Genomic DNA, 15412 nt, shown 5'->3' with positions numbered 1-15412 from the left:
TCACCTTCTCGACGACCGACCGGAAACACGGCTGTGCTCCGGAGACATCAGTGGGTACCGGAGGTACCGGTGGGGTGCGGTTGCACCGCACCCCACCGGATCCCCGTCAGTTCCGCGGCTCCCGTCAGCGGCAGTCGGCGCAGCTGTTGAAGGCCCAGGCGGTGCAGCTGCCGTCCGAGCAGCAGCTCCGGGTCTGCCACCACTCGTGCCCGGTGGAGGCGCAGCCGCTGGTGCTGGAGCCGCGGACGCAGCGCCACTCGGTCCAGCAGGACGCCGCGGCGGCCTGGGCCCGCGGAACCAGTCGGTCGACGAGGGAGTCGGAAAGGGTGTGGAGCAGCTGTCGCATCGGATGTCCTTTCGCCGTGATCGGAGTGTGATGGGCGTGAGGTACGGAGGCATCCTGTACGGCCGGGTATGAGTGAACCTTGTCCAGTTCTTGAATTGACTGGTCAGGCGGCACTTACTGACACTTGGGCGGCGCGGTTGCGGCGACGTGAGGAGACGCAGTGGCTATCGGGTTCGGCGTGCTCGGGGAGATCCGCGCGTACGTGGACGGAGCCGCCGTGGACATGGGACCGGCCCGGCAGCGCAGTGTCCTCGCCGCCCTGCTGGTGGACGTCAACCGTGCGGTGGGGACGGCGGAACTCGTCGACCGGGTGTGGGGCGACAGTTCACCGCAGCGGGCGCGGGCGACCCTGCACAGCTATCTGTCGCGGCTGCGGCAGACGCTGGCCGTCGCGAAGGATGTGTCGATCGCCCGGCGCTCCGGCGGCTACGCGCTGCTGGTCGACCGCCATGCCGTGGACATGCACCGGTTCCGGTCCCTCGTCCGGCAGGCTCGCGCAGCCGAGGAGTTGGCCCAGTCCGCTCAACTCTACGAGCAGGCATTGGAGTTATGTCAAGGAGCGCCTTTTGCGGCTTGTGACACGCCATGGTTCGGCATGCAACGTGAGGGGCTGCTGAGGGAGCGGTTCGACGCCGCACTGGATTCCCACGACGCCCAACTGAAGCTCGGTCGCCACGCAGCGCTGCTGGCCCAGCTCATGTCCCTGGCCGAGCAGCACCCTTTGGACGAGCGGGTCACCGGGCAGCTCATGCTGGCCCTCTACCGCAGCGGGCGAGCCTCCGACGCCCTGCGTCAGTACGACGCCCAACGCCGCTTACTGACAGAGGAGTTGGGTACCCTTCCCGGTCCGGCGCTGCGTCTGCTGCACCAGCAGATCCTCACCGACGCCCCTGCCCTCGGCGCGCCTGTGCCGCGCCCCGTTGCCGCCCCTCGCCCGCCGCGCACCCTGGCGCGTGGTCGGGCCGCATCGGCGGAGACGGCGCACACGGGGACTTCCGCCCCTTCGGGCCAGGGGCCGCAGGCTTCGGAGGAGGTGCCCTCGACCACCTCGGACAGCTCTGCCGAGGGCGCTCCCGAGGAGCGGGGCGGCGCGAACGGGCGGCCTCCTCGGCCACGTCTGCTGCCGCCGGCCCAGGCTCTGCTGGTGGGCCGGCAAGACGAGACGGCCAAGGCCTGCCGACTGCTCGGCAGGGATACGGGCGGCCCGGCGACCCTGCTGATCACCGGGCCCGCCGGGGTCGGGAAGACGGCCTTCGCCGTGCGCACAGGGCATCTGCTGGCCTCCCGGTTCGCGGACGGCCAGCTCTACGCGGACCTGCGGGCCTTCGATGACGAACAGGCCGATCCCTTCACCGTCCTGGGGGCCTTTCTGAGGGCCCTCGGCGTCCGCGGCGGGGCCGTACCACCGGACCTCACCGGACGCGTGCACCTCTACCGCACCCTGCTGGCCCAGCGGAGGACGCTGGTGGTGCTGGACAACGCGGCCGACCCGCAGCAGGTGAACGACCTCCTGCCCAGCGGAGCCCGCTGCGCCGCCATCGTCACCAGCCGAACCACGCTGGCGGGCCTCAACGGCCACCGACTGCGCCTCGCGGTCCTGGACACCACGACCGGACTCGCCCTGCTGCGGGAAATGATCGGTGCCGACCGGACCCACGCGGAGTCGGAGGCTGCCCGGACCATCGTGGAGACGTGTCAGGGCCTTCCCCTCGCGGTATGGGTTGCCGGTGCCCGGCTGGCCGCGCGGCCGCACTGGTCTCTGGGCAGGGTGGCCCGGGCCCTGGCCGACGAACAGCGCAAGCTCGACGAACTCGCGGTCGGTCACATCGCGGTACGAGCCAGCCTTGAACTGACGTATCGGGGTATGGCCGCCACGAATCAGCATGCTCTGGGCCTGCTTGCCCTGCTGCCGGGACCGGATTTCGCCCCATGGACCCTGGCCGCTCTGTTGGACCTGGACCTGCGGCGCGCGGAGGTCGTGCTCGACGATCTCGTGGAGGTCCACCTGGTCGAGGCCGGTTCGGCAGGGGCGGCAGGAGCGCGCTACCGGCTGCACGACCTGGTGCGTCTGCTGGGACGGGAAAGGGCGCAACGGGAGGTGCCGCCGCACGAGCGTGCCGCCGCGCTGTCCCGGCTGCTGGGCGCGAGCCTGCACCTCGCCGATCTGGCCGCCGACAGCCTGAGCGTCGATTTCCAGGGCATCTCGCAGACCGCCCTGTCGTCCTGGCGGTTCACCCGGGCCGACGCCGATCAGCTGCTCGCCGACCCGCTGGCCTGGTTCAGGGACGAGCGTGAGTTCCTCATCGCCGTCACGGACCAGGCGCTCGACCGGTCCGAGATCGGGGCGGCGGCCGCCCTGGCCACCAGCCTGACGACCCTCTTCCAGATCGGCAGCCACTTCGACGACTGGGAACGGCTGCAAGGGCGGGCGCTCAAGGCAGCGCTGAGCAGCGGCAGCCGGCGCAGCGCCACGCAACTGCACCGCTGTCTCGGGGAACTCACCACCATTCTCGATCGGTATCCGGAGGCGCTGGACCACTTCGAGCAGTCACTCCAGCTCGCCGACGGCGAAAGCCCTGCCTATCTGGCCAGTTCCACAGCCGGACTGGCGTACGCGCACCGGCTGCTCGGCCAGTACGCCTCGGCCGTGCGTCACTTCCACCGTGCGGCGGAACTGGCCGCCGAGGCGGGAAACGTCAACTGCCTCGTCTACGCGACCAACGGCATCGGTGTCATTGATCTGGAGCAAGGGCGCGTCGAACCGGCCATGGAGCGGTTCAGGCAGTGCCTGGAGGTGAGCCGGAAGGCGGGGTACCGTCCCGGAGAGGCCCAGGCCCTGCGCTGTCTGGGGCAGAGCCACCGCGCACTCGGCGCCTACCCGGCCGCCGCTGACTGCTTCCGGCGGGCTGCCGCGATCAGCGAAGGCCTCGGTGACCGGCTCACCGCCACCCACGCCGTGTGCTGGCTGGGGGACGTCCTGGTCCGCCAGGGCGTGCTCCGAGAGGGGCGCCGCCTGCTGGCCCGTGCCCTATGGACTTACCGGGAGTTCGGCAACCTGTGGGGCGAAGCGGCGACGCTCTACGCCCTCGCCGAGGCGCAGCTCGTGTCCGGTCGCCCAACCCCGGCCCGCCGGCGAGCCGAGGCAGCCGTCGGCCTGTGGCGGCAGATTGACTCCCGGACCTGGTTGGCGATAGGCCTCGACACCCTGGCCAGGGCCCGCACCTTGGACGGCGACTCTGAGGCCGCGGTCCGCGCGCGGAACGAGGCCGAGCAGCTACGGGCGGCACTGACCACCACCTGGACGAACTGACCCACGTGTGATCCGGCGACGGATTGAAGCCGCCACAGCGCACCGGTCGCTCAGCAACCCCCGCAACGGTCGGTTGACGGGCCGTCAGGCGGGCCAAGTGCCCGCCGGGTCGTGACTCCGTCGGCCGCGTGCCACGAGCCCGGGACCGGGCGGTGGCACACTTCGGGGCATGCAGAAACTCTCCCTCGACGCGCAGGTGCGCGAGCAGTTGGAACGAGCCGTCGCGTCCTCGGCAGGACGCAGTGCCACGACGGTGTACGGCGGTCATGAACGGGACCTGCGGCAGACGCTCATCGCCCTGAAGGCGGGCACCTCGCTGACCGAGCACGAGAACCCGGGCGAGGCCACCCTGCTGGTGCTGCGCGGGCGGGTGCGGCTGCACAGCGGCGAGACCTCGTGGGACGGGATGAGCGGGGACTTCCTCGTCGTACCGCAGGCACGTCACGGCCTGGAGGCGCTGGAGGACGCCGCCGTGCTGCTCACCGTCGCCAAGGCGGGGGCGGCCTGACAGTCCGTCGCCGCCCCACGGCGGCGGGGACGGCCCGCGACGGTGGCCCCGGCGGCCGTCGGGGACCGGCTGCCGACGGAGACCGGCAGCCACAACGCCGTTCAGCGCCGCGGACGGCGAACCCGGGCTCCTCGCCCGCGTCCTCCCCGCCCGCGGCCGTACCCCGGCGCTCGCGGGGAGGGCGCCACGGGCGGCGAGAGCGCGGCACCGCGCCGAGGGGTCAGGGCAGTACGGCGAAGCCGTCGAGCTCGACCTTCGCCTGCGCGTCCCACAGCCGCACCACCCCGATCACGGCCATCGCCGGATACTCGCGTCCCGCCCACTCCCGCCAGATCCGGCCCAGTTCGGGCGCGTGCGCGCGGTAGTCCCCGACATCGGTGGTGTAGACGGTGACCCGCGCGAGGTCGTCAGGCCCACCGCCCGCCGCGCGCAGGGCGGCGAGCAGGTTGGCCAGTGCCCGCTCGAACTGCTCGGGCAGCGTCGTGCCGGTGATCCTCCCGTCGCCGTCGAGGGCGGTCTGCCCGGCCAGGAACACCACCCTCCCGCCGGTGGCGACGACGGCGTGCGAGAACCCGGTGGCAGGCGCGAGCGCGGGGGGATTCACCCGCAGCGGTCCGCGCGGCCCGGGGGCGTCCGCGGGAGGAAGCCGGGCGTTCACCGGTAGAGCTCCTTCGCGATGACGGCGCGCTGGACCTCGCTCGCGCCCTCGTAGATACGGGGGGCGCGTACCTCGCGGTAGAGGTGTTCGAGGAGGTGGCCTCGGCGCAGGGCGCGGGCTCCGTGGAGCTGGACGGCGGCGTCGACGACGTACTGCGCGGTCTCGGTCGCGAAGAGTTTGGCCATCGCCGCGCGCCTGGGGACGTCCGGGGCCCCGGCGTCGTAAGCCGTCGCCGCCGCGTGGACGAGCAGCCTGGCCGCCTCGACCCGGGTGGCCATCTCGGCGACCTGGTGGGCGACGGTCTGGAGGTCCTTGAGCGGGCCGCCGAAGGCCGTACGGCGCGCCGTGTGCTCCAGGGCGGCGTCGAGCGCGGCCTGGGCCATGCCGACGGCGAAGGCGCCGACGCTCGGCCGGAACAGGTTGAGGGTGTCCATCGCGACCCGGAAACCGCCGTCGACCTCGCCGAGCACGTCCTCGGTGGCCACCGGAACCCCGTCGAAGGTGAGGCTGCCGATGGGGTGCGGGCTGAGCATGTCGAGCGGGGCGCCGCTCAGGCCGGGGCGGTCGGCGGGCACCAGGAAGGCCGTGACGCCGCGGGAGCGCGTGCCCGGAGTCGTACGGGCGAAGACCGTGTAGAAGTCGGCCTCGGGGGCGTTGGAGATCCAGCACTTCTCCCCGACGAGCCGCCAGCGGCCACCCGCCGCGCCCGCCTCAACGGCCTCAACGGCCTCAACGGCCTCAACGGACGTGTCTGAAGCACCTGAAGCACCCGACGCACCCGCCGGGCCCTCCGGTTCGGCGGCCAGCGCGAGGGCGGCGGCGTCGGAGCCCGCCTCCGGCTCGCTCAGCGCGAAGGCGGCCACCGCGCGGCCGCGTACGACCTCGGGGAGCCAGCGCTCGCGCTGCTCCCGGGTGCCGGACCGCGCCACCGGATGCGCCCCGAGCCCCTGGAGGGCGAGGGCGGTCTCGGCCTCGGTGCACTCCCGGGCGAGGGATTCGCGCAGCAGGCACAGGTCGAGCGCCGGGGCGCGGCCGTGGGCGGGGAGGACGCGGGCGAGGAGCCCGAGTTCGCCGAGGGCGGCGACGAGCGGGCGGTTGACCCGGCCCGGCCCGCCTGCCTCCGCGAGGGGGCGCAGCCTCTCGCGGGCCAGCGCCCTCAGTTCGGCGCACCACGCTCTCTGTTCCGGGTCGAGTGCGAACACAGCTCCTCCACTCCGGTGCGGCTCCCCCGTAGAGGCTTGCCGCAAAGCCTTATCGCGAAGCGTTGACTGTCGTCACCATCACGTTACGCTCATTTCACGACCGCACGGCCGGACCACCCCGTATCCGAGACCGGCGCAAAGGGGCGAACCCGCCATGACCATGGAGTTCACGCCTTCGGCACACGCGGACACCTTTCCGCGCGACCACCTCCCGCCCGCCGGGCAGTGGCCCGGCCTGCTCCTCGGCGACCTCGCCCTCCCGCCGCGCCTCAACTGCGCCGCCGAGCTGCTCGACCGCACGGTGGAGCGGTTCGGCCCGGACCGTCCCGCCTTCCTGGAGGGCGACGGCACCGTGTGGTCGTACGGCGAACTGCGCGAGCGTGTCGACCGGATCGCCCACACCCTCACCACCCGCCTCGGCGTCGTGCCGGGAAACCGGGTGCTGCTGCGCGGCCCCACCTCGCCCTGGCTGGCCGCCTGCTGGCTGGCCGTGCTCAAGGCGGGCGCCGTCGCCGTGACCGTGCTGGCCCAGCAACGCCCCCACGAACTGCGGGAGATCTGCTCGATCGCGCGCGTCGGCCACGCCCTGTGCGACGTCCGCTCGCTCGACGGCCTCGCGGAGGCCGGGGTGCCGGGACTGCGGATCACGCCGTACGGCGGTGGGTCCCCCGACGATCTGCTGCGGCTGGCCGGGCGGGCGGGCCCGGAGCCGTACCGGGCCGTGGACACGGCGGCCGACGACGTGGCGCTGATCGCCTTCACCTCCGGCACCACCGGCCGGCCCAAGGGCTGCATGCACTTCCACCGCGACGTCCTGGCCGTCGCGGACACCTTCTCCGCGCGGGTCCTGAGGCCGCGCCCCGACGACGTGTTCGCGGGCAGCCCGCCCCTCGGCTTCACCTTCGGTCTCGGCGGGCTCGTCGTCTTCCCGCTGCGCGCCGGGGCCTGTGCGCTGCTCCTCGAGCAGGCCGGGCCGCGGCAGTTGCCGCCCGCGATCGCCAGGCACCGGGTCACGGTGCTGTTCACCGCACCGACCGCGTACCGCGCGATGCTCGCCGAGCCGGAGCACGACCTGTCCTGCCTGTCCTCGCTGCGTCGCTGCGTGTCCGCGGGCGAGAACCTGCCCGCCTCGACCTGGCAGGCGTGGTACCAGGCGACCGGGCTGCGCATCATCAACGGCATCGGCGCGACGGAGCTGCTGCACATCTTCATCTCGGCGGCGGACGAGGCGATCAGGCCAGGCACCACCGGGCTGCCGGTGCCGGGCTGGGAGGCCAGGGTCGTCGACGGGCGGGGGCGCCAGGTGCCGGACGGCGAGCCGGGGCTCCTCGCGGTGCGGGGCCCGGTCGGCTGCCGCTATCTCGCGGACGAGCGGCAGCGCGACTACGTCAGGAACGGCTGGAACCTGACCGGGGACACCTACGTCCGCGAACCCGACGGCTACTTCCGCTACGTGGCACGCGCCGACGACATGATCATCTCGGCCGGGTACAACATCGCGGGACCCGAGGTGGAGGACGCGCTGCTGCGCCATCCGGACGTAGTGGAGGCGGCGGTGGTCGGACGGCCCGACGAGGCACGCGGCCAGGTGGTGGTGGCCTACGTCGTCGTCAAGGACACCACTCCCCGCGGCGCGGAAGGCGCGCGGGCGCTGCGGGAGTTCATGAAGGCGGAGCTGGCCCCCTACAAGTGCCCGCGCGCGTTCGTCTTCCTGGACGCGCTGCCCCGCACCGCGACCGGCAAGCTGCGACGCTTCGTGCTGCGCGAACCCGGCGCACCGGAGTGACTCTAGAGTGATCACGTGGCCGAGCAGCACACCCCGCAACCCGGGAGCGCCCCGCGACCCGGGAGCGCCCCCCGACCCGAGCAGCACACCCCGCGATCCCTGATCGTCACCTTCTACGGCGCCTACGGACGCGGCGGCGAGGGTCCGGTCCCCGTCGCCGAGCTGATCCGGCTGCTCGGCGCGGCCGGCGTGGACCCGCCCTCCGTGCGGTCCGCCGTCTCCCGCCTCAAGCGCCGCGGGCTGCTCGTGCCGGCCCGCACCGCGGAGGGCGCCGCGGGCTACGCCCTGTCGCCCGGCGCCCGGCAGCTCCTCGACGACGGCGACCGCAGGATCTACGCCGGTCCCGCGCCCCGGCGCGCCGGCGGCTGGCTGCTCGCCGTCTTCTCCGTGCCGGAGCACGAGCGGCACAAGCGGCACCTGCTGCGCTCCCGGCTGGCCGGGCTCGGCTTCGGCACGGCCGCGCCCGGTGTGTGGATCGCACCCGACCGGCTGCTGGAGGAGACCCGGCACACTCTGGAACGGCTGGAACTCTCCCCGTACGTGGACCTGTTCACCGGCACGCACCAGGGCTTCGAACCGACCGCACGGGCCGTCGCCCGCTGGTGGGACCTTCAGGCGCTGGCGGCGATGCACCGCTCGTTCCTCGACGCGCACGCCCCCGTGCTGAAACGCTGGGAGAAGGCGGAGAAAGCGGGGGGCGTCCCCGCCGAGGCCGCGTACCGGGACTACCTGCTCGCCCTGGACTCCTGGCGGCACCTTCCCTACGCGGACCCGGGGCTGCCTGGGGAACTGCTGCCGCCCGGCTGGCCCGGCACCCGCTCCGCGGAGGTGTTCCTCGGACTGCACCGCCTGCTGCACTCCGTAGGCGCGGAGTTCGTCTCCGCGACACCCGCAGGTCACCCCCTGCGCCGCTCCGGATGACCCGCGTCACATGAGGCGAGATTAAGGGAACTCTCAGCTGCGATCCCGCATCTTCACAAGAACGGCTCATACCGTTCTTCCGCATGAGATTGCTGCCCAGGCTCAACAAGGCACTCGCCTCGACCACCGGCCTCCACGTGCGCCGGGTGCCCGCGGCGGCGCCGCCGAAGAAGAAGACCGCGGCCCCGGCGCCCGGCCCTGTGAAGCGGCCCGCCGTCCCCTTCCGATGTCCCGACGACCCCGAGCGGGACCGGCTGCTGCGCCGGCCTGTCTTCATCCTGTCGTCGGTGCGCTCCGGTTCCACGCTGCTGCGGATGCTGCTGAACGCCCACTCCCGGCTGCACTCCCCGCACGAGACGCACTTCCGGCGGCTGGAGGTCACCAGTTCCACCAAGCTGTCCGAGCGCGCCATGGAGGCCCTGGACCTGCGCCGCGGCGATCTGGAACACCTGCTGTGGGACAGGGTGCTGCACCGCGAACTCGTCGGGTCCGGCAAGGACTTCATCGTCGAGAAGACGCCGAGCAACGCCTTCGCGTACGAGCGCATCGCCGCCTGCTGGCCGGACGCCAGGTTCGTCTTCCTGCTGCGCCACCCCGTCTCCGTCGCCCGCTCCTGGCACGAGTCCGACCCGGTCAAGCGCCCGTACGACGCGGCCTGCGCCGACGTCCTGCGTTACCTGAAGGCCGTGGAGAAGGCCCGTTCGCGGCTGCCCGGCGGTCATGAGATCCGCTACGAGGACCTGACTGCCGATCCCGAGGGGCGGTTGCGCGAGCTGTGCGGATTCCTCGGCGTCGGCTTCGAGCCGTCCATGCTCGACTACGGCAGGCGCGACGGCTCCGAGTTGCAGCGCGGTCTCGGCGACTGGAAGGAGAAGATCCGCACGGGGCGGGTGCAGCCCGGCAGGGAACTGCCCGCCGAGCACGAGATACCGGAGATCCTCCGCCCGATGTGCACGGCCTGGGGGTACGCCTCGTGAAGCCGCATGCCGAGATCGACCAGGTCTGGCCGCGCCACGGCCGCGTCGGGCTGACCGGGCACCTCCACGGCCTGAGCGCCGCCGGCTCCGCGTGGCGGCTGCTGCTGGTGCGCAGAAGCCGGCCGGAGCACGAACTGCGCTATCCGGCGGGGCTGGACGGCGAGCGTTTCGAGTGCGCCTTCCCGGTCCGGGACCTCGCGCCGTTCGGCTGCCGGAACGGCGAGCAGTGGGACATCCATCTGACGACGCGACGGGACGGCGCCGAGATCCGGCTGCGGGCCGGACGCCGTCTCGACGACATCCGGGGCAAGAAGCACATCATGGTCTTCCCGGCGCAGCCCGCAGACGACGCGGACGGCGCCGGCGGCCCGCTCACCGTACGGCCGTACTACACCGTCCAGGACAACCTGTCGCTGGAGTGCACGGTCCCGGCCGCGGGCTCGGCCCCGGCCGGCGCAGGCGCAGGCGCCGCGGCCGGGAGGGCCGTATGAGGATCCGCTACGTACTGCTGCACGCCTACGGCCGCGGCGGCACCATCCGCACGGTGATGAACCAGGCGAACGCCCTGGTCGACGCCGGACACGACATCGAGATCGTCAGCGCCGTCCGCCGCCGCGACGAGGTGCAGTTCCCGCTCGACCCGCGGGTCGCGCTCACCACCCTCGTCGACGAACGCCCCGGGGCCTCGCCGCCGGGCCGCCGGAAGGACGGCCTCGTCGCCCGCCTGCTGGCCCGGCGCCGTGCCCGCGACACCCGGCGGCCCGCCCGCGGCATACCGGCCGGCGAGTTCGCACACCGCCAGTTCAACCGGCACGTCGAACGGTCGGTGATCGCGTACCTGCGCGGACTGTCCGACGGCATCCTGATCACCACCCGCCCGGCCCTGAACATCCTGGCCGCGCGGCACGCCACCGGCGGCGTGGTCCGGGTGGCGCAGGAGCACATGAACTTCGGCACCCACCGCCCCGATGTGCAGAGCGCGATCCGGGACACCTACCCGGAGTTCGACGCCATCGCCGTACTGACGAGCCGGGACCGCGAGGACTACGCCGGGCAGCTGCCCGGCGCCCGGATCGTCCGCATCCCCAACGCGGTCCACTCCCTCGACCAGAAGCCCTCCGACCACTCGTCGAAGATCGCGGTGGCGGCGGGCCGGCTGTTCGCCCAGAAGGGCTTCGACATGCTGATCCCGGCCTGGGCGCGGCTCGTCGACGACCACCCGGACTGGCAGCTGCGCATCTACGGCAGCGGAGAGCGCAAGGCGGAGCTGCGGGCGCTGATCGAGGAACACCACCTCTACAACCATGTGTTCCTCATGGGCCACAGCGACCGCCTCGACGACGAACTCGCCAAGGCCTCCTTCTACGTGCTGAGTTCGCGCTTCGAGGGCCTGCCCATGGTGATGATCGAGGCGATGAGTCACGCCCTCCCGGTCGTCGGCTTCGACTGCCCGACGGGGCCCGCCGACGTCATCACGGACGGCGTGGAGGGACTGCTGGTCCCGCCCCGCGACATCGCGGGACTCGCCAAGGCGATGTCCCGGCTGATGGACGACCGGGAGCTGCGCGCCTCGATGGGCGCCAGGGCGCTGGTGGCCTCGACCGCCTACGGTCCCGCCGCCGTCCACAGGTACTGGGAATTCCTCTTCCACGAACTGACCACACTGCACGAGAACCGGCGCGCGAGCGCCGCCGAAAGGACCGCGGCCATGACCTCGACGGCGAAGAACGGGGCGACCGTCTGGCTCACCGGACTGCCGAGCGCCGGCAAGACCACCATCGCCGGGCACCTCGCGGAGCGGCTGCGTGCCGCGGGCCGGCGGGTGGAGGTGCTGGACGGCGACGAGATCCGGCGGTTCCTGTCCGCCGGGCTGGGCTTCAGCCGCGAGGACCGCAACACCAATGTGCAGCGGATCGGCCTGGTCGCCGAGGTGCTGGCGCGCAACGGCGTGATCGCGCTGGTGCCGGTGATCGCCCCGTACGCGGACAGCCGCGAGGCGGTGCGCAAGCGCCACGAGGCCAGCGGCACACCGTACGCCGAGATACATGTGGCCACACCGGTCGAGGTCTGCTCGCGGCGCGATGTGAAGGGGCTGTACGCACGGCAGGCCGCGGGCCGGCTGACCGGGCTGACGGGTGTCGACGACCCGTACGAGGCGCCGGACGCACCGGAGCTGGTGCTGCGGACCGAGGACCAGACGCCCGAGCAGTCGGCGGACGCGGTGCATGCGCTGCTGGCGGAGCGGGGGCTGGTGTGAGCGTGCCAGCTCTGTCGCACCTCGACGTCCTGGAGTCGGAGTCGGTGCACATCTTCCGCGAGGTCGCGGGCGAGTTCGAGAACCCGGTGATCCTCTTCTCCGGCGGCAAGGACTCCATCGTCATGCTCCACCTCGCGTGCAAGGCCTTCGCCCCCGCCCCCGTACCCTTCGCCCTCCTCCACGTCGACACCGGACACAACTTCCCCGAAGTCCTGCACTACCGCGACCGCACCGTCGCCCGACACGGACTGCGCCTGCACATCGCGAGCGTGCAGGACTACATCGACCGCGGCGTCCTGCGCGAACGCCCCGACGGCACCCGCAACCCCCTCCAGACCCTCCCCCTCACCGACAAGATCCAGACCGAGAAGTTCGACGCCGTCTTCGGCGGCGGACGCCGCGACGAGGAGAAAGCCCGCGCCAAGGAACGCGTCTTCTCCCTGCGCGACGAGTTCTCCCAATGGGACCCCCGCCGCCAGCGCCCCGAACTGTGGAACCTCTACAACGGCCGCCACGCACCCGGCGAACACGTCCGCGTCTTCCCCCTGTCCAACTGGACCGAACTCGACGTGTGGCAGTACATCGCCCGCGAAAAGATCGAACTCCCCGCCATCTACTACGCCCACCACCGCCAGGTCTTCCACCGCCACGGCATGTGGCTCACCCCCGGCGACTGGGGCGGACCCAAGGACGGCGAAACCACCGAGAACCGGCAGGTCCGCTACCGCACCGTCGGCGACATGTCCTGCACCGGCGCCGTCGACTCCGACGCCGACACCATCGAAAAGGTCATCGCCGAGATCACCGCCTCCCGCCTCACCGAACGCGGCGCCACCCGCGCCGACGACAAACTCTCCGAAGCCGCGATGGAAGACCGCAAACGCGAGGGGTACTTCTAACCATGAGCACCACCACCGGTACGACCACCGCGGAGGCGGTCGACGCCTCCGCGACCTCGCTGCTGCGTTTCGCCACCGCCGGTTCGGTCGACGACGGCAAGTCCACCCTGGTCGGGCGGCTGCTGCACGACTCCAAGTCCGTACTGGCCGACCAGCTCGAAGCCGTCGAGGCCGCCTCCGCCCGCCGCGGCCAGGACACCCCCGACCTCGCCCTCCTCACCGACGGCCTGCGCGCCGAACGCGAACAGGGCATCACCATCGACGTCGCCTACCGCTACTTCGCCACCCCCCGACGCCGCTTCATCCTCGCCGACACCCCCGGCCACGTGCAGTACACCCGCAACATGGTCACCGGCGCCTCCACCGCCGACCTCACCGTCATCCTCGTCGACGCCCGCAACGGCGTCGTCGAACAGACCCGCCGCCACGCAGCCGTCGCCGCCCTCCTGCGCGTCCCCCACGTCGTCCTCGCCGTCAACAAAATGGACCTCGCCGGACACCGGGAGAGCGTCTTCGCCGGCATCGCCGAGGAGTTCACCTCCTACGCCGCCTCCCTCGGCATCCCCGACATCACCGCCATCCCCATCTCCGCACTCAACGGCGACAACGTCGTCGAACCCTCCGCCCACATGGACTGGTACGGCGGACCGACCGTGCTGGAGCACCTGGAGAGCGTGCCGGTGGGCATGGACGAGGCAGGGGCGCCGCCCCGCTTCCCGGTGCAGTACGTCATCCGGCCGCAGAGCGCCGAACACCCCGACTACCGCGGCTACGCCGGGCAGATCGCCTCCGGTGTGCTGCGGGTCGGCGACCCGGTGACCGTCCTCCCTTCCGGGCTGACGTCCACGATCTCGGGCATCGACGCGCTCGGCGACGCGGTCGACGAGGCGCGTGCGCCGCAGTCGGTGACGGTTCTGCTCGCCGACGATCTGGACATCTCCCGCGGTGACCTGATCGCGCCGACCGCCGCGGCCCCCGCCACCACGCAGGACGTCGAGGCGACCGTGTGCCATCTGCACGAGCGGGCGCTGAAGGCGGGTGACCGGGTGCTGCTCAAGCACGCCACCCGCACCGTCAAGGCGATCGTGAAGGCCCTCCCGTACAAGATCGACCTGACACACGACCTGGCCCATCTGGACGCCCCTGAGGAACTGGGCGTCAACGACATCGGCACGGTCGTGCTGCGCACCTCCGAGCCGCTGCCGCTGGACCCGTACGCGGTGTCCCGGCGGACCGGCTCCTTCCTGCTGGTCGACCCGGCGGACGGCACGACGCTGACCGCGGGCATGGCGGGCGAGGCGTTCGCGCGGCCCGCCGGCGAAGCGTCGGCCGCCGAGGACGGCTGGGACTTCTGACATGAGGAGAGACGTTTCTTCGGCCTTCGCGAAGGGGGGTGGCCGTGCCCGCCGGGGGCTCTCCCGGGCGAAGTCCGGGGGAAGTGCCCTCGGCAGCGGTCGCCGCGGCCTCGCCACCGTCGCCGCCGTGCCCCTGCTGATCGGGCTGCTCGGCGCCTGCGGCTACGGTTCGCAGGCGAAGGACGACACCGCCGCGGTCGCCGTGAAGGGCGAGAAACTCTCCGCCGACGAGGTACGGATCGGCTACTTCCCGAACCTCGCCCACGCGACGGCGCTGATCGGGGTGCAGAAGGGCCTGTTCCAGAAGGAGCTGGGAGGGACGGTCGCCAGGGCGTCGACGTTCAACGCGGGTCCGTCCGAGATCGAGGCGTTGAACTCGGGTTCCGTCGACATCGGTTTCATCGGTCCTTCGCCCGCGATCAACGGCTATACGAAGGCGGGCGGGGAGAACCTGCGGATCGTCGGCGGTTCCGCCTCGGGCGGCGTGAAGCTCGTCGTCGACCCGGAGAAGATCAAGTCCGTGGACGACGTCAGGGGCAGGCGGATCGCCACCCCCCAGCTCGGCAACACCCAGGACGTCGCGTTCCTCAACTGGATCGCAGAGCAGGGCTGGAAGGTCGACGCCCAGAGCGGCAAGGGCGACGTCTCCGTGGTCCGCACCGACAACAAGATCACCCCGGACGCCTACAGGTCCGGCTCCATCGACGGCGCCTGGGTACCGGAGCCGACCGCCTCGAAACTCGTCGCCGACGGCGCGAAGGTACTCCTCGACGAACGGGACCTGTGGCCGGACAAGAAGTTCGTGATCACGAACATCATCGTGTCCCAGACCTTCCTCACAGACCACCCCGACGTCGTCGAAGCCGTACTGCGCGGCTCGGTGAAGACCAACGCCTGGATCAACGCCCACCCCGGCAAGGCGAAGACCTCCGCCAACGAGGCACTGAAGTCACTCACCGGCAAGGCCCTCCCCACCGAAGTCCTGAACCCCGCCTGGCAGTCCGTCACCTTCCTCGACGACCCGCTGGCCCCCACCCTCGACGCCCAGGCCCGACACGCCGTCAAGGCCGGCCTGCTCGAAGAACCCGACCTCAACGGCATCTACGACCTCACCCTCCTCAACAAGGTCCTCAAGACCCAGGGCCAGGACCCCGTCGACGACGCCGGCCTCGGCACCGACTGACCCCCAGCCC

At 72.0% G+C, this 15412-nt stretch carries 13 protein-coding genes and 1 pseudogene; 11 read left to right on the top strand and 3 right to left on the bottom strand.

Going from position 1 to position 15412, the window contains the following annotated elements:
- Positions 1 to 124 precede the first annotated feature (124 nt).
- Positions 125 to 346 (bottom strand): hypothetical protein, encoded by a 222-nt coding sequence (locus tag GUY61_RS02910; RefSeq protein ID WP_166628427.1) that lies wholly within the window; start codon positions 344 to 346, stop codon positions 125 to 127.
- A gap of 160 nt (positions 347 to 506) precedes the next feature.
- Between GUY61_RS02910 and GUY61_RS02905 the strand changes: the two genes are divergently transcribed.
- Positions 507 to 3656: a BTAD domain-containing putative transcriptional regulator gene (locus GUY61_RS02905; protein WP_313896479.1), complete on the top strand. Its 3150-nt coding sequence runs from the start codon at positions 507 to 509 to the stop codon at positions 3654 to 3656.
- Positions 3657 to 3825: 169 nt separating this feature from the next.
- Positions 3826 to 4164 (top strand): cupin domain-containing protein, encoded by a 339-nt coding sequence (locus GUY61_RS02900; RefSeq protein ID WP_166628435.1) that lies wholly within the window; start codon positions 3826 to 3828, stop codon positions 4162 to 4164.
- 220 nt (positions 4165 to 4384) lie between these two features.
- Here GUY61_RS02900 and GUY61_RS02895 read toward each other — a convergent pair whose 3' ends face one another.
- Positions 4385 to 4822 carry a RidA family protein gene (locus GUY61_RS02895; protein WP_313896478.1) on the bottom strand — a complete coding sequence of 146 codons (438 nt, stop codon included), beginning with the start codon at positions 4820 to 4822 and terminating at the stop codon, positions 4385 to 4387.
- Positions 4819 to 6024, bottom strand: a complete 1206-nt coding sequence (locus GUY61_RS02890; RefSeq protein WP_166628434.1) for an acyl-CoA dehydrogenase family protein — start codon at positions 6022 to 6024, stop codon at positions 4819 to 4821. Before GUY61_RS02890 ends, GUY61_RS02895 begins: the two co-directional genes overlap by 4 nt.
- Before the next feature lie 160 nt (positions 6025 to 6184).
- On the opposite strand from GUY61_RS02890, the gene GUY61_RS02885 reads away from it, so the two are divergent.
- The 9 genes and pseudogenes from GUY61_RS02885 (at position 6185) to GUY61_RS02850 (ending at position 15402) form a co-directional block, all read left to right on the top strand.
- Entirely contained in the window at positions 6185 to 7810 is a 1626-nt protein-coding gene (locus tag GUY61_RS02885; RefSeq protein ID WP_166628452.1) for an AMP-binding protein, read from the top strand.
- 99 nt (positions 7811 to 7909) lie between these two features.
- Entirely contained in the window at positions 7910 to 8731 is an 822-nt protein-coding gene (locus GUY61_RS02880; RefSeq protein ID WP_208105492.1) for a PaaX family transcriptional regulator C-terminal domain-containing protein, read from the top strand.
- 83 nt (positions 8732 to 8814) lie between these two features.
- Complete coding sequence (locus tag GUY61_RS02875) at positions 8815 to 9708, top strand: sulfotransferase (protein ID WP_166628432.1); 894 nt, start codon at positions 8815 to 8817, stop codon at positions 9706 to 9708.
- Positions 9705 to 10199 (top strand): hypothetical protein, encoded by a 495-nt coding sequence (locus GUY61_RS02870; protein WP_208105487.1) that lies wholly within the window; start codon positions 9705 to 9707, stop codon positions 10197 to 10199. The genes GUY61_RS02875 and GUY61_RS02870 overlap by 4 nt, the downstream gene beginning before the upstream one ends.
- Positions 10196 to 11284 (top strand): annotated as a pseudogene (locus GUY61_RS41445) (glycosyltransferase family 4 protein); the annotation flags it as partial. The gene GUY61_RS02870 and the pseudogene GUY61_RS41445, both read left to right, overlap by 4 nt.
- Positions 11282 to 11965: an adenylyl-sulfate kinase gene (gene cysC, locus GUY61_RS39635; protein WP_398954022.1), complete on the top strand. Its 684-nt coding sequence runs from the start codon at positions 11282 to 11284 to the stop codon at positions 11963 to 11965. The pseudogene GUY61_RS41445 and the gene cysC, both read left to right, overlap by 3 nt.
- Positions 11962 to 12864 (top strand): sulfate adenylyltransferase subunit CysD, encoded by a 903-nt coding sequence (cysD, locus tag GUY61_RS02860; RefSeq protein WP_166628430.1) that lies wholly within the window; start codon positions 11962 to 11964, stop codon positions 12862 to 12864. The genes cysC and cysD overlap by 4 nt, the downstream gene beginning before the upstream one ends.
- A gap of 2 nt (positions 12865 to 12866) precedes the next feature.
- A complete protein-coding gene (locus GUY61_RS02855) occupies positions 12867 to 14219 on the top strand; it encodes a sulfate adenylyltransferase subunit 1 (RefSeq protein ID WP_166628429.1) in 1353 nt (450 codons plus the stop codon).
- Between the two features lie 127 nt (positions 14220 to 14346).
- On the top strand, positions 14347 to 15402 hold the full coding sequence (locus GUY61_RS02850; RefSeq protein ID WP_313896476.1) for an aliphatic sulfonate ABC transporter substrate-binding protein: 1056 nt from the start codon (positions 14347 to 14349) through the stop codon (positions 15400 to 15402).
- The last annotated feature ends 10 nt before the right edge of the window (positions 15403 to 15412 follow it).

It is taken from the genome of Streptomyces sp. GC420 (genome assembly GCF_009916105.1).
Lineage (GTDB): Bacteria > Actinomycetota > Actinomycetes > Streptomycetales > Streptomycetaceae > Streptomyces.
Note: the sequence above shows the minus strand (reverse complement) of the source record. Positions and strands in the feature narration are given on the sequence as shown.

What these genes read in the sequence shown, in the direction of transcription:
- GUY61_RS02910 (WP_166628427.1), bottom strand. Translation starts at nt 346, where the DNA reads ATGCGACAGCTGCTCCACACCCTTTCCGACTCCCTCGTCGACCGACTG.
- GUY61_RS02900 (WP_166628435.1), top strand. Translation starts at nt 3,826, where the DNA reads ATGCAGAAACTCTCCCTCGACGCGCAGGTGCGCGAGCAGTTGGAACGA.
- GUY61_RS02885 (WP_166628452.1), top strand. Translation starts at nt 6,185, where the DNA reads ATGGAGTTCACGCCTTCGGCACACGCGGACACCTTTCCGCGCGACCAC.
- GUY61_RS02875 (WP_166628432.1), top strand. Translation starts at nt 8,815, where the DNA reads ATGAGATTGCTGCCCAGGCTCAACAAGGCACTCGCCTCGACCACCGGC.
- cysC (WP_398954022.1), top strand. Translation starts at nt 11,282, where the DNA reads ATGGGCGCCAGGGCGCTGGTGGCCTCGACCGCCTACGGTCCCGCCGCC.
- GUY61_RS02855 (WP_166628429.1), top strand. Translation starts at nt 12,867, where the DNA reads ATGAGCACCACCACCGGTACGACCACCGCGGAGGCGGTCGACGCCTCC.